Source organism: Nonomuraea soli (genome assembly GCF_013761175.1).
Taxonomy (GTDB): Bacteria; Actinomycetota; Actinomycetes; order Streptosporangiales; family Streptosporangiaceae; genus Nonomuraea; species Nonomuraea soli.
On sequence record NZ_JACDUR010000001.1, the window covers coordinates 766,736 to 792,379 of the forward strand.

The 25,644-nt window shown below is 70.2% G+C and carries 25 protein-coding genes; 11 read left to right on the plus strand and 14 right to left on the minus strand.

Annotation, left to right across the window (positions count from 1 at the left end; translation table 11 throughout):
* Nucleotides 1–63: 63 nt before the first annotated feature.
* From HNR30_RS03670 to HNR30_RS03700, 7 genes are read left to right on the plus strand one after another with little or no spacing between them, the layout of a single operon-like run.
* Entirely contained in the window at nt 64–1,068 is a 1,005-nt protein-coding gene (locus tag HNR30_RS03670; RefSeq protein ID WP_246377129.1) for an ABC transporter substrate-binding protein, read from the plus strand.
* Nucleotides 1,065–1,916, plus strand: a complete 852-nt coding sequence (locus HNR30_RS03675) for an ABC transporter permease (protein WP_312894209.1) — start codon at nt 1,065–1,067, stop codon at nt 1,914–1,916. Before HNR30_RS03670 ends, HNR30_RS03675 begins: the two co-directional genes overlap by 4 nt.
* Nucleotides 1,913–2,599, plus strand: coding sequence for an ABC transporter ATP-binding protein (locus tag HNR30_RS03680; RefSeq protein ID WP_181608197.1), 687 nt, complete (start codon nt 1,913–1,915; stop codon nt 2,597–2,599). Before HNR30_RS03675 ends, HNR30_RS03680 begins: the two co-directional genes overlap by 4 nt.
* Nucleotides 2,596–3,609, plus strand: a complete 1,014-nt coding sequence (locus HNR30_RS03685; protein ID WP_181608198.1) for an ABC transporter substrate-binding protein — start codon at nt 2,596–2,598, stop codon at nt 3,607–3,609. Before HNR30_RS03680 ends, HNR30_RS03685 begins: the two co-directional genes overlap by 4 nt.
* Nucleotides 3,609–4,526 (plus strand): LLM class flavin-dependent oxidoreductase, encoded by a 918-nt coding sequence (locus HNR30_RS03690; protein WP_181608199.1) that lies wholly within the window; start codon nt 3,609–3,611, stop codon nt 4,524–4,526. Before HNR30_RS03685 ends, HNR30_RS03690 begins: the two co-directional genes overlap by 1 nt.
* Nucleotides 4,516–5,631 (plus strand): LLM class flavin-dependent oxidoreductase, encoded by a 1,116-nt coding sequence (locus HNR30_RS03695; protein WP_181608200.1) that lies wholly within the window; start codon nt 4,516–4,518, stop codon nt 5,629–5,631. Before HNR30_RS03690 ends, HNR30_RS03695 begins: the two co-directional genes overlap by 11 nt.
* Nucleotides 5,628–6,527 (plus strand): ABC transporter substrate-binding protein, encoded by a 900-nt coding sequence (locus HNR30_RS03700; RefSeq protein ID WP_181608201.1) that lies wholly within the window; start codon nt 5,628–5,630, stop codon nt 6,525–6,527. The genes HNR30_RS03695 and HNR30_RS03700 overlap by 4 nt, the downstream gene beginning before the upstream one ends.
* A 62-nt stretch (nt 6,528–6,589) precedes the next feature.
* Here HNR30_RS03700 and HNR30_RS03705 read toward each other — a convergent pair whose 3' ends face one another.
* Complete coding sequence (locus tag HNR30_RS03705; RefSeq protein WP_246377131.1) at nt 6,590–7,903, minus strand: glycoside hydrolase family 16 protein; 1,314 nt, start codon at nt 7,901–7,903, stop codon at nt 6,590–6,592.
* 246 nt (nt 7,904–8,149) lie between these two features.
* Here HNR30_RS03705 and HNR30_RS03710 point away from each other — a divergent pair, with 246 nt between their 5' ends.
* A complete protein-coding gene (locus tag HNR30_RS03710; RefSeq protein WP_181608203.1) occupies nt 8,150–9,961 on the plus strand; it encodes a bifunctional metallophosphatase/5'-nucleotidase in 1,812 nt (603 codons plus the stop codon).
* A 107-nt stretch (nt 9,962–10,068) separates the two neighbouring features.
* Here the strand turns inward: HNR30_RS03710 and glnA are convergent, their stop codons facing one another.
* Nucleotides 10,069–11,493 carry a type I glutamate--ammonia ligase gene (gene glnA / locus HNR30_RS03715; RefSeq protein WP_181608204.1) on the minus strand — a complete coding sequence of 475 codons (1,425 nt, stop codon included), beginning with the start codon at nt 11,491–11,493 and terminating at the stop codon, nt 10,069–10,071.
* Nucleotides 11,494–11,593: 100 nt separating this feature from the next.
* Nucleotides 11,594–12,646: a hypothetical protein gene (locus tag HNR30_RS03720; RefSeq protein ID WP_181608205.1), complete on the minus strand. Its 1,053-nt coding sequence runs from the start codon at nt 12,644–12,646 to the stop codon at nt 11,594–11,596.
* Nucleotides 12,647–12,773: 127 nt separating this feature from the next.
* Between HNR30_RS03720 and HNR30_RS03725 the strand changes: the two genes are divergently transcribed.
* Nucleotides 12,774–13,274 carry an RDD family protein gene (locus tag HNR30_RS03725; protein WP_181608206.1) on the plus strand — a complete coding sequence of 167 codons (501 nt, stop codon included), beginning with the start codon at nt 12,774–12,776 and terminating at the stop codon, nt 13,272–13,274.
* Nucleotides 13,275–13,283: 9 nt separating this feature from the next.
* Here the strand turns inward: HNR30_RS03725 and HNR30_RS03730 are convergent, their stop codons facing one another.
* The 9 genes from HNR30_RS03730 to HNR30_RS03770 form a co-directional block, all read right to left on the minus strand.
* Complete coding sequence (locus tag HNR30_RS03730; RefSeq protein WP_181608207.1) at nt 13,284–14,045, minus strand: class I SAM-dependent methyltransferase; 762 nt, start codon at nt 14,043–14,045, stop codon at nt 13,284–13,286.
* Nucleotides 14,045–14,719, minus strand: coding sequence for a DUF4191 domain-containing protein (locus HNR30_RS47250; protein ID WP_181608208.1), 675 nt, complete (start codon nt 14,717–14,719; stop codon nt 14,045–14,047). Before HNR30_RS47250 ends, HNR30_RS03730 begins: the two co-directional genes overlap by 1 nt.
* A gap of 63 nt (nt 14,720–14,782) precedes the next feature.
* Nucleotides 14,783–17,134, minus strand: coding sequence for a glycoside hydrolase family 3 protein (locus HNR30_RS03740; RefSeq protein WP_181608209.1), 2,352 nt, complete (start codon nt 17,132–17,134; stop codon nt 14,783–14,785).
* 93 nt (nt 17,135–17,227) lie between these two features.
* The gene (gene lipA / locus HNR30_RS03745) at nt 17,228–18,157 is read right to left on the minus strand and encodes a lipoyl synthase (protein WP_181608210.1); all 930 of its coding nucleotides are present in this window, start codon (nt 18,155–18,157) and stop codon (nt 17,228–17,230) included.
* A gap of 18 nt (nt 18,158–18,175) precedes the next feature.
* Nucleotides 18,176–19,033: a hypothetical protein gene (locus HNR30_RS03750; protein WP_181608211.1), complete on the minus strand. Its 858-nt coding sequence runs from the start codon at nt 19,031–19,033 to the stop codon at nt 18,176–18,178.
* Nucleotides 19,034–19,046: 13 nt separating this feature from the next.
* Nucleotides 19,047–19,727, minus strand: a complete 681-nt coding sequence (lipB, locus tag HNR30_RS03755; protein WP_181608212.1) for a lipoyl(octanoyl) transferase LipB — start codon at nt 19,725–19,727, stop codon at nt 19,047–19,049.
* Between the two features lie 14 nt (nt 19,728–19,741).
* Entirely contained in the window at nt 19,742–20,461 is a 720-nt protein-coding gene (locus HNR30_RS03760; RefSeq protein ID WP_181608213.1) for a Type 1 glutamine amidotransferase-like domain-containing protein, read from the minus strand.
* Nucleotides 20,462–20,528: 67 nt separating this feature from the next.
* On the minus strand, nt 20,529–21,410 hold the full coding sequence (locus tag HNR30_RS03765) for a TIGR01777 family oxidoreductase (RefSeq protein ID WP_181608214.1): 882 nt from the start codon (nt 21,408–21,410) through the stop codon (nt 20,529–20,531).
* A gap of 9 nt (nt 21,411–21,419) precedes the next feature.
* Complete coding sequence (locus tag HNR30_RS03770; protein WP_181608215.1) at nt 21,420–21,824, minus strand: organic hydroperoxide resistance protein; 405 nt, start codon at nt 21,822–21,824, stop codon at nt 21,420–21,422.
* Nucleotides 21,825–21,906: 82 nt separating this feature from the next.
* Between HNR30_RS03770 and HNR30_RS03775 the strand changes: the two genes are divergently transcribed.
* Nucleotides 21,907–22,470, plus strand: a complete 564-nt coding sequence (locus tag HNR30_RS03775; RefSeq protein ID WP_220133161.1) for a TetR/AcrR family transcriptional regulator — start codon at nt 21,907–21,909, stop codon at nt 22,468–22,470.
* Here HNR30_RS03775 and HNR30_RS47255 read toward each other — a convergent pair.
* Nucleotides 22,467–23,426 carry a GNAT family N-acetyltransferase gene (locus HNR30_RS47255; RefSeq protein ID WP_181608217.1) on the minus strand — a complete coding sequence of 320 codons (960 nt, stop codon included), beginning with the start codon at nt 23,424–23,426 and terminating at the stop codon, nt 22,467–22,469. The genes HNR30_RS03775 and HNR30_RS47255 overlap by 4 nt on opposite strands.
* Nucleotides 23,427–23,476: 50 nt before the next feature.
* On the opposite strand from HNR30_RS47255, the gene HNR30_RS03785 reads away from it, so the two are divergent.
* Complete coding sequence (locus tag HNR30_RS03785) at nt 23,477–24,067, plus strand: TetR/AcrR family transcriptional regulator (RefSeq protein ID WP_181608218.1); 591 nt, start codon at nt 23,477–23,479, stop codon at nt 24,065–24,067.
* 81 nt (nt 24,068–24,148) lie between these two features.
* Here the strand turns inward: HNR30_RS03785 and sucB are convergent, their stop codons facing one another.
* Entirely contained in the window at nt 24,149–25,642 is a 1,494-nt protein-coding gene (sucB, locus tag HNR30_RS03790; protein WP_181608219.1) for a 2-oxoglutarate dehydrogenase, E2 component, dihydrolipoamide succinyltransferase, read from the minus strand.
* Nucleotides 25,643–25,644 lie beyond the last annotated feature (2 nt).

Sequence of the window (25,644 nt, forward strand, 5' to 3'; positions counted from 1 at the left end):
GACCACCTTGTGTAGACATCGCCTGACTTGACTACCTAAATTCCTACCGGGATTATGGGGAATATGCGGATTCCCCATCGTCTCCTGCCCGTCCTGACCGCCCTCGTCGTCACCGTCACCGCCTGTTCGTCCGCGGGAGCCAGCCAGGGAGCCGCTGACGCGGCGGTGCTCAAGCTCCAGGACCCCGGCAACGCCGGACCCCTCGCCTACGCCAAGAAGACCGGCATCCTCGAGCAGCGCCTGGCCAAGGTCGGCGCGAAGGTCGAGTGGGGCGGCAGCTACGCCTCCTTCACCGCCACGATCGACGCGGTGCGCTCCGGCTCCGTCAACGTCCTGCAGGGCGCCATCTCGCCGGTCCTCGGCTACCTGGCCAACAGCAAGGACATCAAGATCTTCTCCTTCACCGACCGGGTGACCGACCCGGCCGCTCCCAAGACCGACGGGCTGGTGGTCCCGGCCGGCAGCCCCGTCAAGGACATCAAGGAGCTGGCAGGCAAGCAGGTCGCGGTCAACAAGGGCGGACGCGGCGAATACCTGCTGCTGCTCGCCCTGGAGCAGGCCGGAGTCCCCGTCGACCAGGTCAAGCGCGTCTACCTCAACCCCGACCAGGCCGCCTCCGCCTTCGCCACCGGCAAGGTCGACGCCTGGTGGGCGATCGTGCGCGCCTACCCGGAAGTGATCGCCAAGGGCGCCCGCGTGCTCGTGCACAGCAACGCCCTGCCCGACCAGGACATCAGCATCTACGCCGCGCGCAACGAACTGCTCGACCGTCACCCCGAGGCGGTCAGGACCTACCTCGACGTGGTGCGCGAGCTGACCGAGGAGGCGAAGAAGAGCCCGGAGAAGTTCCAGAACGTCTTCCTCCAGCAGGGCCCGACCGCGCTCAGCGGCGAGCGGCTGCAGATCGAGCTCGACAAGTCCCGTTACGCCAACCCGCCCCGTCCGGCGACCGCCGCCGACGGAGCGTTCGTGACCGACGTCGCCTCGATCTTCACCAAGTACGGCGTGCTGCCCGCCGCCATCGACCCCGCCTCGGTGATCCACGAGTTCAGGAAGGCGGCGGCGTGAGCACGCTCGCGCAGAGCCCGGCGCTGCCGGCGGAGGCGGCCGGCACCCTCGAGACCCCGCGCCACCTCGGCGTGCGACGCCGGCCCGCCGCCCTCTCCCTGACCGTGCGGCTCAGCGTTCCCCTGCTGCTCCTGCTGGCCTGGTGGTACGGCTCGGCGTCAGGCGCCCTGTCACCCGACGTCCTGGCCGGACCCGGCGCCGTCCTCGGCGCGCTGGGCGAGCTCATCGCCACCGGGCAGCTCGGGGAGTACCTGGCCGCCTCGGCCGTGCGCGCCGGTCTCGGCGTCGCCGTCGGCGCGGGACTCGGCCTGCTCCTGGGCGTGCTGTCCGGCCTGTCGGCGCTCGGCGAGGAGCTGATCGACCCGACCATGCAGATGAAGCGGGCGGTGCCGTTCCTGGCACTGGTCCCGCTGTTCATCTCCTGGTTCGGCGTCCAGGAGACCTTCAAGGTCGTGCTCATCGCCGTGGCCGCCGCCGGACCCATGTACGCCTACGTCTACCTGGGCGTACGCGGCGTCGACCGCAAGGTCGTCGAGGCCGCGCGCGGCTTCGGGCTGCGCGGCGCCCGCCTGGCCTTCGGCGTGATCATTCCCAGCGCGCTGCCGAACATCCTCATGGCCCTGCGCATCTGCCTGTCGATCTCGCTCACCGGCCTCATCGCCGCCGAGCAGATCGGCGCCACCGAGGGCATCGGCTACCTGGTCACCCTCGCGCAGCAGTACTACCGCAGCGACTACATGGTGTTGTGCATCGCCATCTACGCGGTGCTCGGCCTCGCCATCGACCTGGCCATCCGCGGGGTCGAGCGACTGGCGATGCCCTGGCGTGCGCACCTGGCGGCCCGATGAGCGCCGTCAAGATCAGCGGGCTGCGCAAGAGCTTCGGGCCCAAGACCGTCCTGGACGGGGTCGACCTGGAGATCCGGCGCGGGGAGTTCTTCGCGCTGCTCGGGCCCAGCGGCACCGGCAAGACCACCCTGCTGCGCATCCTGGCCGGACTCGAACTGCCGGACGCGGGCACCGTGCTCGCCCCGCCGCGCCGTACGACCGTCTACCAGGAACCCCGCCTCGTGCAGGCCCGCCGTACGCTGCCGAACGTCACGATCGGCCTGCCGCGCGGCTCGCGCGCCAAGGGCGCGCAGGCGCTGGCCGAGGTGGGCCTGGAAGGGTACGGCGCGGCCTGGCCCGCCACGTTGTCGGGCGGCGAGGCCCAGCGCGTCGCCCTGGCCCGCGCGCTGGTGCGCGAGCCCGAGCTGCTCCTGCTCGACGAGCCGTTCGCCGCGCTGGACGCGCTCACCCGGCTGCAGATGCAGGAGCTGGTCGCCGAGCTGTGCGCCCGCCACCGGCCCGCCGTCGTCCTGGTGACCCACGACGTGGACGAGGCGGTACGGCTGGCCGACCGCGTCGCCGTCTTGCGCGACGGCCGCTTCGCCGTCGAGCAGCCGATCGAGCTGCCGCACCCGCGCGACCGCGACGACCCCGACTTCATCGCCCACCGCCGCCTGTTCCTCTCGACTCTTGGAGTGTCATGACTCAGATCTGGTACACCCGCTGCCCGGTGCCCACGGCCAGCGGCCTGGCCCACCGGCTCGGCTGGCTGGCCGACGAGCTCGGGCAGGTGGGAGTCCTGCAGGACGCGCCGCCCGAGATCGCCAGGCACCACTTCGACCACCAGCTGCTCGGCCTGTTCCGCGAGGGCGGCAACGTGCCCGCCCTGGCGGCCCGCTCGGAGGGCGCGCCGACCCGGCTGATCGGGCTCACCTGGATCGAGGAGTGGCAGTCGATCCTGGTACGCCCCGATTCGGGGATCACCGACGCCGCCGGGCTGAAGGGTGCGCGCTTCGCGCTGCCGCGGTGGGCGGCCACACGCGGGGAGAGCTTCCCGCGCGCCATGGCGCTGCACGGCGCCAAGGGGGCGCTCGCGCAGGCCGGGCTGACCCTCGACGACGTCACCCTGGTCGAGGTCGAGCAGCCGCCCTCGCGCATCGGCCGCGCCGAGCCCGGCGCTCCTCGCGGAGCTGCCTGGTCGTGGCCCGGCATCGCCGAGCTCGCCGCCGGTCAGGTCGACGCCGTCTACGTCAAGGGCGCTCGGGCGGCCGAGCAGGCCGCCGAGATCGGCGCCGTCGTCGCGGTCGACCTCGACGCGCACCCCGACCCGCGCACCCGCGTCAACAACGGCACGCCCCGCCCGATCACCGTTCACGAGCAGCTCCTGAAGGAGCAGCCCGAGGTGGTCGTCAAGTTCCTCGTGCAGTCGCTGCGCGCCGGCGACTGGGCCGCCTCCAACCTGCCAAGCGTGCACGAGATCCTCGCGGGCGAGACCAACTCCGGCCTCGACGGCGTGCGCACCGCCTACCGCAACGACTTCCACCTCGACCTCCACCCGGACCTGTCGGCCGAGCGGCTGGAGCTGCTGGGCATCCAGAAGCGGTTCCTGCTCACCCACGGTTTCCTGGCCGCCGACTTCGACCTGGAGTCATGGGCCGCCCCCGAGCCGCTGGAGCAGGCCCGGGCGCTGCTGGCGGACAGGCAGGCCGCGTGATGGCCGTGGAGTTCCACATCACCCTGCCCACCCGCGCCCGTCGCCGTCGCCCCTTCCCCGAGCACCTCACCGACCCGGCACGCCCGGTTCTCGGGCACGCGCCCGCCGACCCCTACGACCACATCGCCCAGGTCGCGCGCGCCGCCGAGCTCGCCGGGCTGAGCGGTGCCGTGGTGCCGTTCGACCCCGACGGCGAGGAGAGCTTCATCGTCGCCGGGGGAGTGCTGCGCCGCTCGCGCCACCTGCGCGTCGCGGCCGAGTTCCACCCTGCCATCGCCACCCCCGTCTACGCCGCCAAGCTCTCCGTCTCCCTGGCCCGCTTCTCCGGCGACCGGCTCGACTGGAAGCTCGGCGACCTGGACCCGCTGACCGCCCGCGCCCACGGCGACTTCCTCGACGGCCCCGAGCGCCACCGCCGCGCGGCCGAGTTCCTCACCATCGCCAAGGGGGTGTGGTCGCAGAGCGGTTTCACCTACGAGGGCCGCCACTTCCAGGTGCTGGAGGGCGGATTCGCCTCCGTGCTCGACGACGGCGTGCCCTCGCCGCTCGGCGGGCGGCCCTTCCCGCGTGTGCACCTGTCTGGCACCTCGCCCGAGGAGCTCGACCTGTCGGCCGAGCACGCCGAGGTGCACCTGTTCGACCCGTGGGACGACATCGAGTCGGCCGTCGAACGCCTGCCCGGCCTGAAGTACGGCGTGCGCCTGCGCGTGGCGGCCCGCGAGGACGCGGCCGAGGCACGAGACCTGGAAGGAGACCTGGTCGGCAGCTACGACAACGTCGCCGCGGGCATCAGGGAATTCGTCTCGCGGGGCGTCACGATCTTCCACCTGGAGGCGACGCCGCACCTGGAGGAGACCTACCGGATCGGCGAGCACCTGCTCCCGCTGCTGACCAAGGAGAGTGCCGATGTCCATTGACGTCTACTGGCGCATCGGCACCCACGGCGACCAGCCCTCGCTGCGCCGCCGCGTGTCCAGCAGGGGCGGCTGGGCGCCTGTCGGGCCCGGCAGCCTGGCTCCCGGGCTGCGCGACGGGCGGCCGGACGGCTACAGCCACGTCGAGCACATGGGCGACGTCGCGAGGGCCTCCGAGAGCGCCGGCTTCGTGGGCGGGCTGCTGCCGTCCTTCCCGTTCACCGACGACCCGTGGTCGGCCGCCGCGACGCTGGCCAGGGAGACCTCCACCTACCGGTTCATGATCGCCTTCCAGCCCGGCTTCCTCCACCCGGTGCAGGCCGCGCGCATGTCGGCCTCCCTGCAGCGGGCCACCGGAGGGCGTGTCGTCTACAACATCATCTCCGGCGGCGGAGGCCCCCAGCAGCTGTGGTGGGGCGACAAGGTCGACCACGACGACCGCTACGCGCGCACCTCGGAGTTCCTGGACGTGCTGCGCGGAGTCTGGAGCGCCGAGCCGTACCGGCACAAGGGCCGCTTCTACCAGGTCGACGGCGCCGCGCTTCCCGAGGAACTGGCCGCGCAGCCCTTCCCGGAGATCTACTTCTCCGGCTCCTCCAAGGCCGCGATCGACGCGGCCGGGCGGCACGCCGACTACTACCTGTCGTGGCTGGAGCCGTTCGGGCCGCTGGCGGAGAAGTTCGCCCAGGTGCGCGAGGCCTCCGACCGGGACCCGCGTTTCGCCGTGCGCATCGACGTGGTCGCCCGGGAGAGCGAGGAGGAGGCCTGGGACGAGATCCGCCGCGGATGGGACAACATCGACCCCTCCGTGCTGCGTGACGCCACCGGCGACTCCATCGGCTGGCAGCGCAGCCGCTCGTTCGTCACCGGCAAGGTCACCGGCCACCGGGACCTGGAGGTCGAGCCGAACGTCTGGGGCGGCTTCCACCTGCTGCGCGGAGGGCCCGCGTTCGGGCTGGTCGGCAGCTACCAGCAGGTCGCGCAGCGGCTCGACGAGCTGATCGAGCTCGGAGTCGGATCATTCATCCTCGCCGGTGTCCCGCACCTGGAGGAGGCCTACCGGGTGGGCGAGAACGTCCTGCCCTTGTTGAAGAGGAGCACGTCATGACGGTCCGTGTTGGATATTTCCCCCACAACAACTCCCTGTGGGTGCTGCGGCACCGCGGCATCCTGGAGAAGAGCCTGCCGTCGGTCGAGTGGGTGGACTTCCGCTCGCTGCCCGCGGGCGAGCGTCCCTCTCCGCAGGAGGGCCTGCCCACCGCGCACGGTGACCACCTGTTCGACGGCGGATACGACTTCATCGGCACCGGTTCGACCCCTCCGGTCACCGCGCAGGGGCAGGGACACGACGTCGTCTACGTCGCCGTGTCGGGCTCCCGTCACGAGAACGGCCGGCTCGTCGTGCGGGCCGACTCGCCCGTGCGGTCGGTCGCCGACCTGAAGGGCCGGCGCGTGGCGCTCGGCCACGGGTCGTGGCAGACGACGTTGCTGCTGTTCGCCCTGGACGACGCCGGGTTGTCGTGGAAGGACATCGAGCCGGTCGACGCCGGGGTCAACGCGGCCCAGCTGCTGATCGACGGCGAGGTCGACGCCTGGGTGGGCTCCTACCCGTCGCTCGGCGGCATCGAGGAGCAGACCCGCACGCTGGTCGAGACCGACGGGCTGTTCAGCCACCGCTCGCTCTGGTTCACCCGCCGCGACTTCGCCGAGAAGCACTTCGAGGAGCTGTCGGCCATCGTCGCGGCACTGAAGGAGTCGGACTCCTGGATCACCGGCAACTACCGTGAGGCCGCCGAGCTGTTCGCCGCCGACGACGGCGGCGACGTCGAGCGGTGGGAGCACGCGCTGCGGCACCGGCCGTTCGGTCTGGAGCCGGTGACCGACGAGTTCGTCGCCGAGCAGCAGCGGGCCGCCGACCTGTTCCACGCCGCGGGACTCATCGACAGGAAGGTCGTCGTCGCCGACGCGGTGCTGCCGGAGATCAACGAGCTGGTCAGCCGCTGACGGTGGGGTGAGCCAGGCCGGGGCGATGGCGCGCGCCCCGGCCTTTCCCCGTCTCGCTCGGTCTAGCCGAAGGTCAACCAGTTCACGTTGACGAAGTCGGCCGGCTGACCGCTGCTGAAGGTCAGGTAGACGGTGTGGGTGCCGGTGGTCGCGGCGAGGGCGCCCGGCACCGTCGTCCAGCTCTGCCAGCCTCCGGTGTTGCCCACGGCGAAGTCACCGATCGGTGTCGCCGTGGGGCTGCCCAGCCGTACCTGGACCAGGCCCGACACGCCACCCGCCGCGCCCGAGGCCACCCGGACCCTGAACTGGGTGGCGGCGGTCGAGCCGAAGTTGACGTTGTCGAAGCGCAGCCAGTCGCCGTTGGCGATCCAGCCGACGTTCTGCCCGCCGCCGCTGTCGGAGGTCGCCTCCAGCGCCGTGCCCGACTGCGCCTGATAGCTCTCGGCCTGGATCGTGGAACGCGCGTCGACGCCGCCGGGATCGCTCCCGCCGCCGTTCGACTGCCACACGGCCACGTAGTCGACCACCATCGGACGGCCGGAGACGGTCTGCGCGGTCGGCGTGGCGAAGCCCGCGACGCCGTTGGGGAAGGCGCCGCCCATCGCGACGTTGAGCAGGATGAAGTACCCGGCGTGGCCCGTCATGTTCGACCAGGTCGTGGCGTCGAACTGGCTCTGGCTGACGCTGTGGAACTGCTGGCCGTCGACGTACCAGCGCAGCTGGTTGGGGCTGACGCTGCGGTCCCATTCGAAGCGGTAGGTGTGGAAGGCCGACTGGCAGGTCGAGCCGGGGCAGGCGCGGCTGGCGCCCAGGCCGTTGTTCTCGTTGCACGGCCCGCCGGGAGCCACGCCGCAGTGCAGCACGGCCCAGACGGAGTTGATGCCGTTGACGTTCTCCATGATGTCGAACTCGCCGATGGCCGGCCAGTTCCAGTAGTTGCCGCGGTACGGCGAGCCGAGCGCCCAGAACGCCGGCCAGTAGCCGAGGGCCTGGTTGCCCGTCACGTTCGGCATCTGGATGCGGCCCTCGATGCGCAGGATCCGGCCGTCGGCGGGCTTGAAGTTCGAGCGCACGGTCTCGATGCGGGCGCTGGTCCAGCTCTGGCTGCTGCCCAGCGGGGTGATGCGCAGGTTGCCGGAGCCGTCCAGGCTCACGTTCTGGGGGCTGTTGGTGTAGTTCTGGATCTCACCGGTGCCCCAGTTGGCGGGGCCGCCTGGGTAGTTGTGGCCGGTGTCGATGATCCAGTTGGCCGAGCTCGGCAGGCTGCCCGCCGTACCGTTGAAATCGTCCGACCAGACCAGGGACCAGCCGCTCGGCGTCGGCGGCACGGCGGCCGACACGGGCGCCGCGGACAGCACCAGGGCGGCCGCGGCCATAACAATCAGGACTAAGCGTGGCATCGGCAGGCTCTCTCCTTTGGGGGGTGCAGGGCTAGAGAGCGCTCTCTGAGAGAGATGTGAACATGCCCTTTACTCCGTGTCAACCGCAGGTTTCGCGCGGTGTGAGAGCGCGTTCTCGGCGGCGGTGCGGAAACGGCGGCCGGCGGGTCCCCGCCGCATCGGTCACCAGGGCGGATCGCTATCTTTCTGGGGATCGTCCTCCCTGAGTAAGGTGACCCCCGCATGAAGCAGTTTCCCGAGATCAGCCGCCGACAGGCCCTCGGCGGCCTGAGCGCCACCGCCGCCCTCGCCCTCGCCGGCTGGCCCGGCGCCGCCCACGCCTCGCCCGGCGGTCCGGTCACCATCACCGTGATGGGCACCTCGGACCTGCACGGCAACTGCCGGAACTGGAACTACTTCAACGATGACGTCTACAAGGACTCCGCCGGCAACCACATCGGCGTCGCCAAGGTCTCCTCGCTCGTCAAGCAGATCCGCAAGGACCGCGGCGAGAAGTACACCCTGCTGTTCGACTCGGGCGACACCATCCAGGGCACCCCGCTCACCACCTACTACGCCAAGATCAAGCCGATCACCGAGACCGGCGAGCTGCACCCGATGGCGCGGGCCATGAACCCGCTCCGGTACGACGCCGTCACCCTCGGCAACCACGAGTTCAACTACGGCATCCCGCTGCTGAACGCCTGGGCCGAGCAGATGAACGCCCCCGTCCTCGGCGCCAACGCCCTCGTCCACGGCACCGGCAAGCCCGCCTTCCGCCCCTACATCGTCAAGCGGATGCGGGTCCCCGGCCAGGGCAGGCCCATCCTCGTCGGCGTGCTCGGCCTGACCAACCCCGGCTCGGCCGTCTGGGACAAGGACAACGTCGACGGCAAGCTCGACTTCGAGGACATCGTCGTCTCGGCCAGGAAGTGGGTCAAGGTCCTCAAGGACCAGGAGCGCTGCGACGTCGTCGTGGTCACCGCCCACGCCGGCGACGACGGCTTCTCCTCCTACCTCGACGTCAACAACGGCGGCACCATCCCCGTCGAGAACGCCTCCAAGCTCGTCGCCCAGCAGGTCCCCGGCATCGACGTGATCATCTTCGGCCACGCGCACAAGGAGGAGAAGGGCTACCTCGCCTCCGGCCCGAACGGCGAGCAGGTCCTCGTCTGCTCGCCCAGCAAGTGGGGCATGCGCCTGGCCGTCGTCGACCTCACCCTCGCCTGGAAGCGCGGACGCTGGACGGTCACCGCCAAGACCTCCACCACCGTCAACGCCAACACCGTGGCGGAGGACCCCGAGATCGTCGCCGCCGTCGACGCGCAGCACGAGGTGACCAAGAAGTACGTCAACACGGTCGTCGCCACCTCCACCGAGGCCATGTCGGCCGCCGAGGCGACCTACAAGGACGCGCCGATCATCGACTACATCCAGTACGTGCAGACGAAGGTCGTCAAGGAGGCGATCGCGGGCACGGAGTACGCGTCCCTGCCCATCGTCTCGATCGCCGCGCCCTTCAGCCGCACCGCGGCCTTCCCCGCCGGGGAGGTGTCGATCAAGAACATCGCGGGGTTGTACATCTTCGACAACACCCTCATGGCGAAGGTCATCACCGGGGCGCAGATCAAGGACTACCTGGAGGACAGCGCCGACTACTTCAACACGGTGCCGGTAGGCGCTCCGGTCGACGTCGCGACCCTCACCAACGCCGTCGTGAACGGGCAGGCGACGCCTGACTACAACTACGACCACATGGCCGGGGTCTCCTACGACATCGACATCTCCAAGCCGGCGGGGTCGCGGATCGTGAACCTCACCTTCGAGGGCGCGCCCGTCGACCCGGCGCAGCGGTTCGTGATCGCGGTGAACAACTACCGGGCCACGGGGGCGGGGCAGTTCAGGCACATCGCCGGGGCGCCGACGATCTACAACAAGCAGGTGGAGATCCGGCAGGCGATGATCGACACGGCGGTGGCCGAGGGCGTGATCGACCCCTCGACGTTCGCGGTGTCGAACTGGAAGCTCGTGCGCGAGGGCGTGCCCGTCTTCTGACGGTCCGAGCTCCCGGGATCCGAGGATGGTTCGGCACCCGCCCATACGAAAGGCCATCGGCCGCGCCCCGTGAGGGCCGGCCGATGGCCTCCGGAACTCCTGGGAGATCAGACGTCGTAGTACAGCTCGAACTCGTGCGGGTGCGGACGCAGCCGGATCGGGTCCACCTCGTTGACCCGCTTGTAGTCGATCCACGTCTCGATCAGGTCCGGCGTGAACACCCCGCCCTCGAGCAGGTAGTCGTGGTCGGCCTCGAGCGCGTTGAGCACCTCGGTCAGCGACCCCGGCACCTGCGGGATGTTGCGCGCCTCCTCCGGAGGAAGCTCGTACAGGTCCTTGTCGACCGGCTCCGGCGGCTCGATCTTGTTGCGGATGCCGTCGATGCCCGCCATCAGCATCGCCGCGAAGGCGAAGTACGGGTTGCACGACGGGTCGGGCACCCGGAACTCGATGCGCTTGGCCTTCGGGTTGGAGCCGGTGATCGGGATGCGCACGCAGGCCGAGCGGTTGCGCTGGGAGTAGACCAGGTTGACCGGCGCTTCGTACCCCGGCACCAGGCGGTGGTAGGAGTTCACGGTCGGGTTGGTGAACGCCAGCAGCGACGGGGCGTGCCTGAGCAGGCCGCCGATGTAGTAGCGCGCCGTGTCGGACAGCCCCGCGTAGCCGACCTCGTCGTAGAAGAGGGGCGCGCCGTCCTTCCACAACGACTGGTGGCAGTGCATGCCCGACCCGTTGTCACCGAAGATCGGCTTGGGCATGAACGTGACCGTGTGACCGTACTCCAGCGCCGTGGACTTGATGATGTACTTGTACAACATCAGGTTGTCGGCGGTCTTGAGCAGCGTGCCGAACTTGAAGTCGATCTCGGCCTGGCCGGCGGTGCCCACCTCGTGGTGCTGCATCTCGACGTCGATGCCGCACTCAATGAGGTTGCGGACCATCTCGCTGCGCAGGTCGGTGAAGTGGTCCATCGGCGGGACCGGGAAGTAGCCGCCCTTGTAGCGCGGCTTGTAGCCGAGGTTGCCGCCCTCCGAGGCCTTGCCGGTGTTCCAGGCGCCCTCGATGGAGTCGATGGAGTAGAACGCGGCGTTCTGCTTCGTCTCGAAGCGCACGTCGTCGAAGATGTAGAACTCGGCCTCGGGCCCGAAGTAGACCGTGTCGGCGATGCCGGTGCCCTTGAGGAACTCCTCCGCCTTGCGGGCGACGTTGCGCGGGTCGCGGCTGTAGGCCTCGCCGGTCAGCGGGTCGTGCACGAAGAAGTTGATGTTCAGCGTCTTGTGCTGGCGGAACGGGTCGAGCACGGCCGTGCTGGGGTCGGGCAGCAGGAGCATGTCCGACTCGTGGATGGCCTGGAAGCCGCGAATCGACGAGCCGTCGAACATGAGGCCGTCGCTGAAGACGCTGGCGCTGAAATTCTCCACGGGAAAGGTGAAGTGGTGGGTCGTTCCGGGCAGGTCGGTGAACCTGACGTCGACGAACTGCACCTCTTCTTGCCCGATGAATTTAAGGACCTCGTCGGCGGAGTTGAACACTCTCGAAACCTCCCAAGGGACGGGCTATCAGCCCGACGCTAGGGCTCTGGGGTTTCCGTACCGTGTCTCGTTTGTTTCGAGGTTGTTAAGGAGACTTGCGTCACACCGGCTTCGTCCACCGGCAACCATCCCGGTCGTCCTCGTCGAGTGCGTACGGGTCGACCAGCTCCCTGTCCTTGACCTTGAGGGCTTCCTGGTCGGGCGCCGAATCGTCGTAGTAGGGGTGCACGAAGCCGTCGCCGACGTCGCATCGGGCGCCCGACACGCCCCCGCCGTTCCACGATCGCACCCAGTGCACGCCGTTCGGGTAGAGCCACACCTCGCCGACGTTGTGGGCCACGATCCGCCGGGCGGTCCGCGGCTGGCCGGGCCGCTGGATGGCGTAGACGAACAGGAAGTTCACCTTGACCTTGGCGCCGCGCCGGCCGTTTCTGTCCTCGAAGGCGCCGAGGCTGGACCTGCCGTGCACCTTGATCACGTCGGTCACCAGTTCCGCCGTCTTCGGGGCGAAGCTCGTGACCCACTCCCGGGTGTCGCTCTCGTCCTTCTGCTTGTCGAGGTGCGAGGTGAACCACCGGCGATCGGAGGGATCGAGCAGCTTCATCAGCGCCTTGGGCTTGCCGCCCATCAGCGTGGCGCGGTCGAGGTGCGAGGCGGCGAGCATCGCCCGCACCCGCTTCAGCCCTGCCGCCACCTGCGCCTTGGAGACGCCGCCCATCGCCTTGGCCTTCGGCATGGCCAGCCCCGCCTGCCCGTCGGCGTACTGCTCGGCCGGCGATCCGGCGAACGGCCCCGCCGGCGTCTGGGCGGCGGTGGGCGTCGCCGAGGCCTCCACCGTGCTCTCAGCCGCACCAGCCGCCGTGCTCTCGGCCGTACCCTCCGCGTCGGACGGCGGGCCCATGCGCACGGGCGCGGTCTCCTCCGGGATCGGCCCCGTGGCCTCCAGCGAGGCCGAGCCCAGCCACTCCGGCTGCAGCGTGACCATCACTCCCGCCACCGAGACGACGGCCACCACGGACCACGCCGCCAGCCAGGCCCGCCGCCGGCGGTGACCTCGCACGCTGGGATGCCGCTGACGCGCCGCCTTGGCGGCGCCCTTGGAGGCGGCCGCCCGCATGCGGCGGCGTTCCCCCTCGTCGAACTGCTCCATCAACTCGGCAAATCGTGCGTCAATGTCATCCCCGTGCGACATGGGGACAATGATGCAGACGGCGCAGATCAGGGTGAAGCGCGGTTGGGTCACGATCCCGACCGGCCACCAGGCCGGATACCGTTAGTACATGAGCAAGGGCCCCCAGTCCAAGAAACCCCAGAAGAAGTCCGAGCCGGTCAATCCGCGGTGGACGCAGACCTGGCTGGGCGGGGTGCGGTCGGCCGGAGTGGATCTCGGCTACCCCGGCGAGCGGCTGGGCCTGCCCGAGGAGGGCCCCGAGTCGATCGCACGGTTCGGCCGGCGCATCGGCGCGCTGGTCATCGACTGGATGATCTGCACGTGGGCGATCACCCAGGCGCTGCTGCGGATCAACCCCGGCGAGTCGCCCTGGGTGCCGGTGGTCGTCTTCGGCGTGCAGTACCTCCTGCTGGTGGGGCTCACCGGCCAGACGTTCGGCCACCGCCTGCTCGGCATCCGGGTGGCCGCGATGGACGGCGGGCGCCCCGCCTGGTTCCCCACGCTGGTGCGCACGGTGCTGCTCTGCCTGGCCGTACCCGCCCTGATCTTCGACCGCGACCAGCGCGGCATCCACGACCGCGCCTCCAACACGATGGTCGTGCGGAGCTGAAAGACGCCGTCAGGGCTGTGCGCCGCAGATGAAGATCGCGGTGCCCGGCAGGTGGTGGCCGCGTAGCGGGCTCCAGCCGCCCCACACGCCCGTGTGGCCTTCCGGCCACTCCGGCTCCACCAGGCCTTCCATCCGCAGCCCCGACGCGACGATCAACGCGATCCAGTCGCCGAGCGTGTGATGGTGCTCGATGTAGGTGACACGCGAACCGTCGCGTTCGGCGTACGGCGTGCGGTCGAAGTAGGAGCGGTCGGAGGTCAGCCCGCGAGGCCCCGGATCGTCGGGGAAGGCCCACCGGATCGGATGGCTGGTGGAGAAGACGAAGCGGCCGCCGGGCCGCAGCACCCGCCGCACCTCCGCCAGCACGGCCGCCGGATCGGCGACGAACGGCATGGCGCCGTAGGCGGAGCAGACCAGGTCGAACGAGCCCGCCGAGAAGGGCAGCTCTTCGGCGTCGGCCTGGACGACTGGGACGGTCAGGCCGCTGTCGAGATCGATGCGCTGGGAGTGGCGCAGCTGGCGGTGGGAGATGTCGAAGGCGGCCACGCGGGCGCCCTGGGAGACCAGCCAGCGGCCGCACTGGGCGGCCCCGCAGCCGATCTCGAGGACATCGCGGTCCTTGACCTCGCCGAGCAGCCCGGCGGAGGCCTCGTCGAGCCCCTCGGGACCCCAGATGAAGGTGGAGTCGCCGAGAAACTCGCCGTGTTCGACCTGGTAGTCGTCGGCGTTGCCGTCCCACCAGTGCCGGTTGGCGGCGCTGGAGACCCGCACTACCGCATCTTCGGGCCGCGCGGCATGCGCGTGCCCTTCGGCATCGGACCCTTGGGCATCGGGAGGTTCTTGGGCAGGGAGCGCAGCCGGTCCTTGACCTCGTTGACCGAGGGCTTCTTGAGGTTGCGCGGCAGCTTCATGATGTGGCGCTGCAGCTTGGCGATGGGCACCTGGCCCTCTTCGTCGCCGCACTGGATGTCGTAGATCTCGACGCCGAGCACCACGCGGGCCACGCGCTTCTTCTCGGAGGCGAGCATCTTGCCCACCCGGCTCTTGGGACCCTCGGAGACGAGGATGACGCCGGGGAAGCCGACCACCATGTGGATGAGGTCCTGGTCGCGGTTGACCGCGATGGCCGGGGTGACCTGCCAGTTGCCGCGCATGCCCTGCAGCACCGCGGCGGCGGCGCCGGTCTGGCCGTGGAGGATGGAGTACTGCGCCTTCTGGGCGAGCTGGCCGAAGACGATCAGGCCGACCAGGACGGCGAGCATGAGTCCCAGCGGGATCGCGTACCAGACGAACCCGAGCAAGAGGCCGAGCACGACGACGACAGCCAGCGTGGCCACCGCCGAAAGGAAGACGATGGGCATGCCCTTGGGATTGGCCTGCTGGATGATCTGCGCGATCATGCGGAGCTGCTTGATGCGCCCCGGCTTCTCGTCGGACGTCGCCATACTCTGAAGGATATCGAGAAAGCGGGCCTGCTCCTGCATTGGGAGCAGGCCCGTCGTGCCGTACTAGAGGGTGATCTGGTCGCTGAGGCGGATGTCGGCGTAGGAACGCCCCACCTCGACCGTGTACGAGCCGTTCGCCGTGTGCCACGCGCCGTCTTCCCACTCCTGGAAGGCCCGCTCAGGCAGGAAAAGCGTGGTGACGACCGTTTCGCCGGGACCAGCCTCGATCACGTCGAATGCGGCCAGTGTACGGTCGCGTCCCTCGCCCGAGACGTACGCCTGGACGACCTCCCGGCCCCGCCGCGAGCCGGTATTGGTCACCGAGACCGTGACAGAACCGTTGCCGGCCTCGACGGCGTTGTAGCCCCACTCGGTGTACCCCAGCCCGTGCCCGAACCAGAAGGCCGGCGCGACGTCGCCCCGCGCCCAGGCGCGGTAACCGATGAACACCCCCTCGGTGTACGGCACGGCGCCGTCGACCGGGGTGACGTCCACGACGGGGCAGTCCTCCAGCGTGACCGGCCAGGTCGTGGGCAGGCGCCCGCCGGGTTCGGCGTCGCCGTACAGCACGTCGGCCAGCGCGAGCCCGGCCTCCTGCCCCGGGAACCACGTGAGCAGCACCGCGGCGACCTCGGACAACCACGGCATCTCGACCGGCGAGCCCGCGTTGACCACGACGATCGTGCGCGGGTTGGCCGCGGCGACGGCCGCGATCAGCTCGTCCTGGCGGCCGGGCAGCTTGAGGCTCTTGCGGTCGAAGCCCTCGCTCTCGACCTCCAGCGTGGTGGAGGCGACCACGACGGCCACGTCGCTGGAGGCCGCGGTGGCGACCGCCTGCGCGATGAGCTCGTCCTCGCCGAGCGTCGGGTTGGCGTGGCCGAGCGTGAACATGATCAGGACCATGCCGTTGAAGCTCGAGACCGCGTGCTGGCGCAGGGTCAGCTCGATGCGTTCGCCCTCGTCGAGGGTGACGGGGAAGCGCCGCTCGGGCGCGTGCAGGAACGCCACCGCCGGGTCGTCGCCGTCGGGCGCGATGGAGTCGTCGAAGACGACCGTGTCACCCGCGGTGAGGGTGAAGCGGCCCACGCCGGAGATCGAGAACTGGTGCTCGCCCGCGGCGTCGGCGGTGTAGGCGGTGCGGATCTCGACCGCGGCCAGCCGTTCGACGTCGACGTCCGAGGGCGCCTGGCCGACCCAGCGGGCCTCGGAGTTGGGCACCGCGTGCTCGGCCAGCACCTCGCCGGAGGCGTCGAGGAAGAACGCGCGGCTCTCGGCGGCGATGGGGGAGAGCTTGACGCGCGGGTCGGTGCCCAGCGCGTAGCGCACCTCGACGGTGCGCTCGCTCAGTCCCTGCAGCGGCGAGACGATCCTGTCGGGGAAGACCTGGGCGCTGCCGCCGCCCATGATGCGGGCCTCGTCGGCTGCCGAGCCGATCAGGGCCAGGCTGTTCACGCCGGCCAGCGGCAGCAGGCCGCCGTCGTTCTTGAGAAGGGTGAAGGAGCGGGCCGCCACCTCCCGGGCGAGCGCGATGCCGTCGATCTCCTCGCGGACCGGCTCGTCGAGGTCGCCCAGGGCCCCGGTGCGGTGCGCCAGGCGCAGGATCCGGCGGACCTTGTCGTCGATCACCGATTCCGGCACCCGGCCCTCGCGGACCGCCTCCTCCAGCTTCTCCCCCCAGGGGCCGTTGGGCCCCGGCATGGCGACGTCGGTGCCGCCGACCGCCGCCGGCTCGGTGCTGCGCACCGCGGTCCAGTCGGACACGACGAAGCCGTCGAAGCCCCACTCCCGCTTGAGCACCCCGTTGACCAGGTCGGAGTGCTCCGACATGGTCGTGCCGTTCACGGAATTGTAGGAGGTCATCAGGCCCCAGGCCCCGGCCCCCACCACCCGCTCGAAGGGGCGCAGGTAGACCTCGCGCAGCACCTTGTCGGTGACCTTGACGTCGACTGTGAAGCGGTCGGTCTCGAAGTCGTTGGCCACGAAGTGCTTGGGCGTGGTGGCCACCCCGCCGCCCTGCACGCCCTCCACGTACGCCGCGCCGATCTCGCCGGTCAGGTGCACGTCCTCGGAGAAGCACTCGAAGTGCCGCCCGCCCAGCGGGCTGCGGTGCAGGTTGATCGTGGGAGCGAGCAGCACGTGCACGCCCTTGCGCCTGGCCTCCTGGGCCAGCAGGCCGCCGACCTTCCTGACCAGGTCCACGTCCCAGGTGGCGGCCAGCGCGGTCGGGCTGGGCATGGCGATCGACGGGTCGGCCGAGCTCCACTGCTCGCCGCGCACGCCGATGGGGCCGTCGCTCATCACCAGGCGCTTGAGCCCGATGCCGGGTACGGCGGGCAGCGACCACATGTCGGCGCCGGTGAGCAGGTTGACCTTGGTAGCGAGGTCCAGTTTGGAGATGAGTGCGTCGAAATCCACTCGCCCAGTGTTATACGTCTAACCGAGTACTAGCTAGGTTTGTTACCTTGAGGTTATAAAAAAGGCCGCTCCCCAGGGGGAGCGGCCTTGATCTCAGACGTTCTGTCTGGCCTCGATCGCCTGCTTGTAGAGCTTGCCCGCCCGGTAGGAGCTGCGGACCAGCGGTCCCGACAACACCCCGGCGAACCCGATCGCCTCGGCCTCCGCCTGCAGCTCCACGAACTCCTCCGGCTTGACCCAGCGCTCCACCGGGTGGTGGCGCGGCGTCGGGCGGAGGTACTGCGTGATCGTCAGCAGGTCGGTGCCGGCCTCGTGCAGGTCGCGCATGGCCTCGACGATCTCGTCGCGGGTCTCGCCCATGCCGAGGATGAGGTTCGACTTGGTGACCAGCCCGGCGCGGCGGGCCTTGGTGATCACCTCGAGGCTGCGCTCGTAGCGGAACGCGGGCCGGATGCGCTTGAAGATCCGCGGAACCGTCTCGATGTTGTGCGCGAACACCTCGGGCTTGCTGGAGAAGACCTCCTCCAGCTGCTCGTCGACGTTGTTGAAGTCGGGGACCAGCAGCTCGACGCCGCAACCAGGCAGCAGGTCGTGGATCTGGCGCGCGGTCTCGGCGTACAGCCACGCGCCGCCGTCGGGCAGGTCGTCGCGGGCGACACCGGTCACCGTGGCGTACTTCAGGCCCATCTGCTGCACCGACTCGGCGACCCGGCGGGGCTCGTCCTTGTCGTACTCCTTGGGCTTGCCGGTGTCGATCTGGCAGAAGTCGCAGCGCCGCGTGCACTGGTCTCCGCCGATGAGGAAGGTCGCCTCGCGGTCTTCCCAACACTCGTAGATATTCGGACAGCCCGCCTCTTCACAGACCGTGTGCAGGCCCTCGCGGCGCACCAAGGATTTCAGCTCGGTGTACTCGGGACCCGTCTTCAGCTTGGTCTTGATCCACGGGGGCTTGCGCTCGATAGGGGTCTGGGCGTTGCGCACCTCAAGTCTGAGGAGCTTGCGACCATCAGGAGCAACTGTCACGTTGCCAGCTTACGTCCATCACGAGATCAGGCCGAACCCGCGTACCGCCCGGATGTAGTGCCTGCTCAGCTCGTGATCTACCGCCGCCGACGCTTCGTCCGTGAGCAGGGCGTTCGTTCCCTCGGGCACCCGCTCCAGCACGCCCCGCCTGATGGCCTCCACGCTCTCGCCCCGCAGCGCCGCGGCCTGGATGGGGGCGATCCTGCGCGAGTCGAGCGGCCGCGGCACCGCGGGAGGGCCGGCCAGCGCCGTCAGCCCCCGCTCGGCCAGCAGCACCGGGCCGACGAACACCCGGCCCAGCGTACGGCCCAGCATGCCGGTCACCTCGTAGGTGGTGTCGGGCGCTCCCAGGCTGATGGCGGCGGTCATCTGCGTGTTTGCCTCGACGCGGCTGCTGAGCGGAGCCGAGTGCAGCAGCGCGTCACGCCAGGCCTCCAGCGTCGTCAGGGCGCTCTCGACCAGCAGGCCGCGGTCGTGGCGGCTGTAGACCTCGACCAGGTGCTCGACCCGTTCCGCGGGGGAGAGGGTCAGCCAGGCGGGCAGGCCGATGACGAGGACACCGCGCACGTACTCGCTGGTGGTGCCCAGGTCCCTGATCGCCACCGCCTTCGGCCGTACGGCACCGCACGCCTGCGCCACACGTTCGGCGGCGCCGTACAGCATCTGGGCCCGCGCCCGGTCGAGCACCTCGGCGTCGGCGGGCACCCGCCTGCGCCTGGGCCGCAGCAGCACGCCGACGGCGATCAGCAGCCCGCCCAGCAGCCAGGCGGGCCACAACGTGCGGTTGACCAGGATCACCCAGAGACCGAGCAGCAGGAAGGCGAGAGTCGTGAGATGGACGGATAAGGCCAGGACGACAGTGGTGACGCGCTTCACAGCGCGATGATAACTACACCCGCCTCAGGTCTTCCTCGTGCATTTCGTACGGCTCCCGCCCGAGCATCTCCGCCAGCCGCTTCTCGGCGATCGGCATCACCTCGTCGACCACGATGCGCCGCCCGGTCTCCGCCGACAGGCTCGACACGCCCGCGCCCGCTATGCCGCACGGGTCGATGCGGTTGAACCAGCGCGGATCGTTGGCGCAGTTGAGCGCCATGCCGTGCATCGACACGCCCTTGACCAGGCGCACCCCGACCGCGCCGAGCTGCCGGTCGGGCAGGCCGAGCGCGGCGTCGCCGGTGGCCCAGACGCCCGCGCGTCCCAGGATGCGCCGGGCGGTCACCCCGAAGTCGGCGCAGACCTGGATCATCGTCTCTTCGAGCCGCCCGACGTAGTCGCGCGCGTCGGTGACCCGCATGATCGGATAGGCGACCAGCTGTCCGGGGCCGTGCCACGTGATGCGTCCGCCCCGGTCGACGTCGACGACGGGCGTGCCGTCGGCGGGCCGCTCGTGCCCGGCGGTGCGCCTGCCCGCGGTGTAGACGGGCGCGTGCTCCAGGAACAGGACCGTGTCGGTCACCTCACCGGCCACGCGCTGGGCGTGGACGGTGCGCTGCAACTGCCAAGCCTGCTCGAAGGGGACGTCAACCCCAAGGCGGACAATCGCGAGGCGGGAGGGACCTGTGTGCACATATCAAGGGTAAGTCAGCCCGTAAGGAGCCGAGGCTCGATCCTGAACTCCTTGTCCCTTTCGATCTTGTATGCGTAGCCCTGGGGGTCGACCGTCACGGCCTGGATGAACTCGGTGCCGACGTAGTGCAGCCCCACGCCCTCGTCCGCGGCGTAGCCCTCGGGCAGTTCGCCGCTGGCCACCGATGCCTGCAGCAGCTCTCGCCGCTGCGGGTCGGAGTTGTAGTGGACGCCGCAGGAGTACGGCAGGAAGCCCAGGCCCTCGGCCCAGACCTGCAGGGTGGGCCCGAAGGAGTCGGTGTTGCCTCCCACGTGCCAGCACAGCGCTCCCGCGCTCTGCCCTGACAGCACCACGCCCGCTTTCCAGGCCTCGGCGAAGGCCTCGTCGAGGCCGTGCAGCCGCCACAGCGCCGCCAGGTTGGCCACGCTGCCGCCGCTGACGTAGATCATGTCCTGCTCGAGGATCCACTGCCGGGGGTCGGCGACGTTGGGCATGGGGAAGACGGTCAGGTGGCTGACCTCGACGTCCCATCCCGCGAACGCGCCGTACATCTTCAGCAGCCAGTCGGCGTTGTCGCCCGTCGCGGTGGCGAGCAGGCCGAGCTTGGGGCGATCCTGGCCGGTCAGATCCAGGGCGTAGCGCAGCAGGGGACTGGCCTCGATGAAGCCGTATCGCTCACTGGGACGGAAGGATCCTCCGCCGATCGCGAGAATGTGAGACTGGCCGCTGCTCATCGTTGGAACTCCCACTGGTTGTGCTCGTAGAACAGGCGCACCCTACCGCCTCGCCTCGCCCGCCTGGTTAGAGTACGGCGGCCAGCGCCTGATCGAGGTGGGTATGGGCGAACGCGTAGCCGCTGTCAACCAGCTTTTTCGGGATAATGCGGTGGCTGGACAGCAGGGCCTCGTCGCCGAAGTCACCCAGGCCCAGTTTGAGCGCGGTTTTCGGCACGGGGATCGGCATCATGGGGCGCTTCAGGGATTTGGCCAGGATTTGTGAGAATTCACGATTGGTGACCGGATTGACCCCTGTGAGATTTACTGGGCCACTTATTTCCGGATTTTTCAGGATGTGAACGGTGGCCTGGACCCAGTCGTCGACCGTGATCCACGACCACCACTGCCTGCCGTTGCCCAGCGGTGCGCCCAGCCCCATTTTGAAGATCGGCAGCATCGGCTTGAGCGCACCGCCCTTGCCGGTGAGCACCAGCCCGGTGCGCAGCTGGGCGTTCCGTGTCGCGGACGTGTCCGCCGCGGCCTCCCACTGCTCGCACAGGTCGGCCAGGAAGCCGTGGCCCTTGGGGGCGCTCTCGTCGATGGTCAGCTCGCCGGTGTCGCCGTAGAAGTCGACGCCCGACGCGGTGACGAAGACCCCTGGCGGGTCGTCGAGCCGTTCGATCGCCTGCCTGAGCGTGCCCACGCTGCGCAGGCGGCTCTGGACGATGTCACGCTTGGCGTCCTCGCTCCAGCGGCGGTTGATCGGCGTGCCCGACAGGCACACCACCCCCTCGGCGCCGCGCAGGACGCCGTCGTCAACGTGGCCGCTCCCCGGGTCCCAGCGTGCCTCGTCAGGGGATGCCGGCGCTTGCCGTACGAGTCTGGTCACCTGCAGGCCGGCGGCCCGCAGGCCGCCGATCAGCGCGGTGCCGAGCAGGCCCGAGGCCCCGGCTACAACGATCGCCATACGACCTTTCTACTCGATCACCAGCTCGACCGGGATGTTGCCACGCGTCGCGTTGGAGTACGGGCACACCTGGTGGGTGGCCTCGACGAGGGCCCGGCCCTGCTCGGGGGTGAGGTGGTCGGGCAGTTCCACGCGGAGCGTGGCCGCCAGCCCGAAGCCGCCCTTGCCGTTGCTGTTCAGCTCGATCTCGGCGGTCACCGACGCGTCGCCGATCTCCAGCGACTGCTGCTTGGCCACCAGCTGCATCGCGCTGGTGAAGCAGGACGCGTAGCCGACCGCGAACAGCTGCTCGGGGTTGGTGCCCGAGCCGTCGCCGCCCAGCTCGGTGGGGAGCGAGAGCTTGACGTCGAGCTTGCCGTCCGAGGTCACTCCGCGGCCTTCGCGCCCGTTCGCCGTGCCGATCGCCGTGTACATGTCGTCTCCCTCAAGAATCGAACAGACAGGTCTGTCTGGCTGTGAGCCCACAATAGACAGGTCTGTCTGGTATCGTCAAGGCGTGTCCACTCGTTCCGTGTCCCCGGCCCGCCGGAGGGTCCTGTCGACGGCCAGCGCGCTCTTCTACGCCGAGGGCATCCACGCCGTCGGGATCGACCGGATCATCGCCGAGGCGGCGGTGGCGAAGGCCACCTTCTACCACCACTTCCCGAGCAAGGACGCCCTCGTCCACGCCTACGTCGAAGAGCAGGCCCGCACCCAGCGCGAGGCCATGGCCCAGGTCACCGAGACCGCGCCCCGCGAGCGGCTGCTGCGCGTCTTCGACGCCATGGGCGAGATCGGCGCGCTGCCCGGCTTCCGCGGCTGCCAGTTCATCAACGTCGCCGCCGAATACCCCGAACGCGACCATCCCGTACGGCAGGCGGTCGACGCCCATCGCCGCTGGTTCCACGAGGAGTTCCGCTCGGAGCTCGCCGCCATGGGCGACCCCGACCCCGCGGCGACGGCCTCGATGCTGATGCTCGTGCGCGACGGCATCGCCGTCGGCGCCAACCTCGACGACCCCGCCGACGTGCGCGCCATCGTGCGCCAGGCCGTCACCCGGCTGCTCGGACCGGCCGTCTAGACCTCGTCGTCCCAGGCCATGGAGCTGATCCGCCAGCCGTCCGGCGTGCGGACGAACTGGGTGGTCTTGTGCCCCGCGCCCTCGAACGCGTCGCCGTCGAGGCGGCCGGCCTTGCGGTAGTGGCTGAAGCGGTGGGCGACCGTCCCGTGGATCTCGGTGCGCTCGGCGACCTCCCACTCGGAGAAGTCCGTCAGTGTCCCGTCGGTGAGCATGCGCTGGCGGGGCTCGATGAACGCGCCGAGGTCCTGCACGACCGGCTGCGCCCCGAGATTCTTGATGATCCTGGCCTCGGGGATGAACACCTGGCGAAGGCTCTCCAGGTCCGGCCGCCGGCCGCCGGTGTTGTCGAACGCGCCCAGGAAGGCGGCCGCGAGCCGGTCGAGCTCCTCCTTGTCGCCGGAGCGGCCGTCGTCGTGCCGCCACTCCGAGGCCAGCACCGACCAGATCTGCACGTCGCGGCGCGGTCCCTCCCGGCCGGGCAGGACCTGGCGCAGGGTGCCGTCCAGGCTCATGCCCAGGCGCTTGGCCACGGCGACGCTGCGCGTGTTGCCGGGCAGCGTGCGCCACTCGGCCCGGCTCAGCCCGCGCACGCGGAACGCCCAGTCGATCATCATGCGCGTCACCGGCGTGATCAGCCCGCGTCCCTCGGCCGCCGGCTCCAGCCAGCAGCCGAGCTCGCACACCCCTGAAGCGGCGTCGAACGAGACGAACATCGTGCCGCCGACCAGGACGCCGTCGAGCCAGATGCCGAACAGCCGCCGCCGGTCGGCCGCCTGGTCGTCGGCATAGCGCTGCAACACCCGGCGTGCGCCGTCCAGGCCGGACGCGACGAAGCTCTCGCCGACCCACGGGGCGATGTGGGCACGGGCGCGGTCCAGGTGGGCGGCGAACTCCTCGGCGTGGTACGGCTCCAGCGGGCGCAACTGGGCGTGGCCTGGCAGGGACAGGGCGAACATGGCGGCCTTCCGTTTACATAACAAGCGTTGTGCGAATGTATCCTTCCGGCATGCCGCGCCACAAGGGAGACCACGACGCCCGCCGCCGCGAGGTGTCGGGAGCCGTCAGGAGGGTGCTGGCCGTGCACGGCTTCGGCGGCCTGACCCTGCGCGCGGTCGCCGCAGAGATGGGGGCCACGACCGGGCTCCTCACGCACTACTTCCCGAGCAAGCGGGACCTGGTGGCCTACGCCCTCGAGGTGCTCGACGAGCAACGCACCAGCCGGCCCAGGCCCGCGCCCGACACGGGGGAGGGCCTGGCGGGAGTACGCGCGATGCTCGCCGACATCCTGCCGACCACGGCGGAGTCCGTGGCGTCCAACCGGGTCTGGGTGAGCTCGTGGGACGCGGCGCTCGGCGACCCCGAGCTGGCCGCCGGGCACGCGGCCCGCTACCGGCGCTCGCGCGAACGGCTCCAGCGGCACGTGGAGGCCGCGCAGGAACGGGGCGAGGTGGCCGAGGGCGACGCGGGGGAGGTGGCGGCGGCGCTGCAGTCGTTCGTGCTCGGGCTCATCGTCCAGGTCCTGCTGGAGGTGGACGCCTTCCCTCCCGAGCGGCAGCTGCGGCTCCTGGACGACTACCTGGCGTCGCTGCGCCCCTGAGCCCGGACCGCTCCGCCGTACCCAACGGAAAAGCCGGGCACGACCGCGACGGTCGCACCCGGCCTCTCGCCGTCAGGCGTGTTACGCGAGCCCGAGCTGGGCCTCGAAGCGGCCCTCCTCGAGGCGCTTCTTGATGGTGGTCAGGAAGCGCGCGGCGTCGGCGCCGTCGACCAGGCGGTGGTCGTAGGTCAGCGCGAGGTAGACCATCGACCGCACGGCGATGACCTCACCCTCGGGGGTGTCGACCACGACGGGACGCTTGACGACGCCACCGGTGCCCAGCATGCCGACCTGCGGCTTGTTGAGGATCGGGGTGTCGAACAGGGCGCCGCGGCTGCCCGTGTTGGTCAGCGTGAACGTGCCGCCGGCCAGGTCGTCCGGGCTGATCTTGTTGGTGCGGGTGCGGTCGGCCACGTCGGCGATCTTCCGGGCCAGACCGGCCAGGTTGAGGTCACCGGCGCCCTTGACGACCGGGACGATGAGGCCCTTCTCGGTGTCGACCGCGATGCCGAGGTTCTCGACGTCGAAGTAGGTCACCTCGTTGGTCTCGTCGTTGATCGTGGCGTTGAGCTTCGGGTGCTGCTTGAGCGCCTCGACCGCGGCCATCGCGAAGAACGGCAGGAACGACAGCTTGGCGCCCTCACGGCGCTGGAAGTCGGCCTTGGCCCGGTCGCGCAGGCGAGCGATCTTGGTCACGTCGACCTCGACCACCGTGGTGAGCTGGGCCGAGGTCTGCAGCGACTCCAGCATGCGCTTGGCGATCGTGGCCCGCAGGCGCGTCATCTTCTCGGTACGGCCACGCAGCGTGGTGTCGACCTCGACCGACTCGGGAGCCGCGGACGCCGGGGCGGCGGCCGGAGCCTGAGCCGCGGGCTGAGCCTGCTCCTGGGCGGCCGGAGCCGGGGCCTGCGCCGCGGGAGCGGCGGCCGGAGCGGCCTGCTCACGCTGGGCGTTGGCGGCCTCCAGGACGTCCTGCTTGCGAATGCGGCCACCCACGCCGGTGCCGGTCAGCGAGTTGAGGTCGACGCCGTGCTCGCTGGCGAGCTTGCGCACCAGCGGCGTGACGTACGGGCTCTCACCGGACGACGGCAGCGGAGCCGGCGCGCTCGCCGGGGTCGTCGCGATCGGCGAGGACTGCTGCTGAGCCTGCTGCGGCGCCTGCTGGGGGGCCTGCTGCTGCGGGGCCTCCTGCTGCGGCGCGGGAGCCTGCGCCTGCTCCGGAGCGGGCTGCGGGATCGAGGAGGCCGCGGGGGCGGGCTCGGGCTCCGGCTGGGGCTCGGGCTCCGGCTGCGCGGCCGGAGCCTGCTCCTGCGCGGGGGCAGAGGCGCCTTCGGTGCCGTTCTCGTCAATGATGGCGAGCTCGGCGCCGACCTCGACGGTCTCGTCCTCCTGGACCACGATCTTGGTGATCACACCGGCGGACGGAGAGGGGATCTCCGTGTCGACCTTGTCGGTCGAGACTTCGAGGAGCGGCTCGTCGGCCTCGACGCGCTCGCCCTCCTTCTTCAGCCAACGGGTGACCGTGCCCTCGGTCACGCTCTCACCGAGCTGGGGCATCTGTACAGAAACCGGCATCG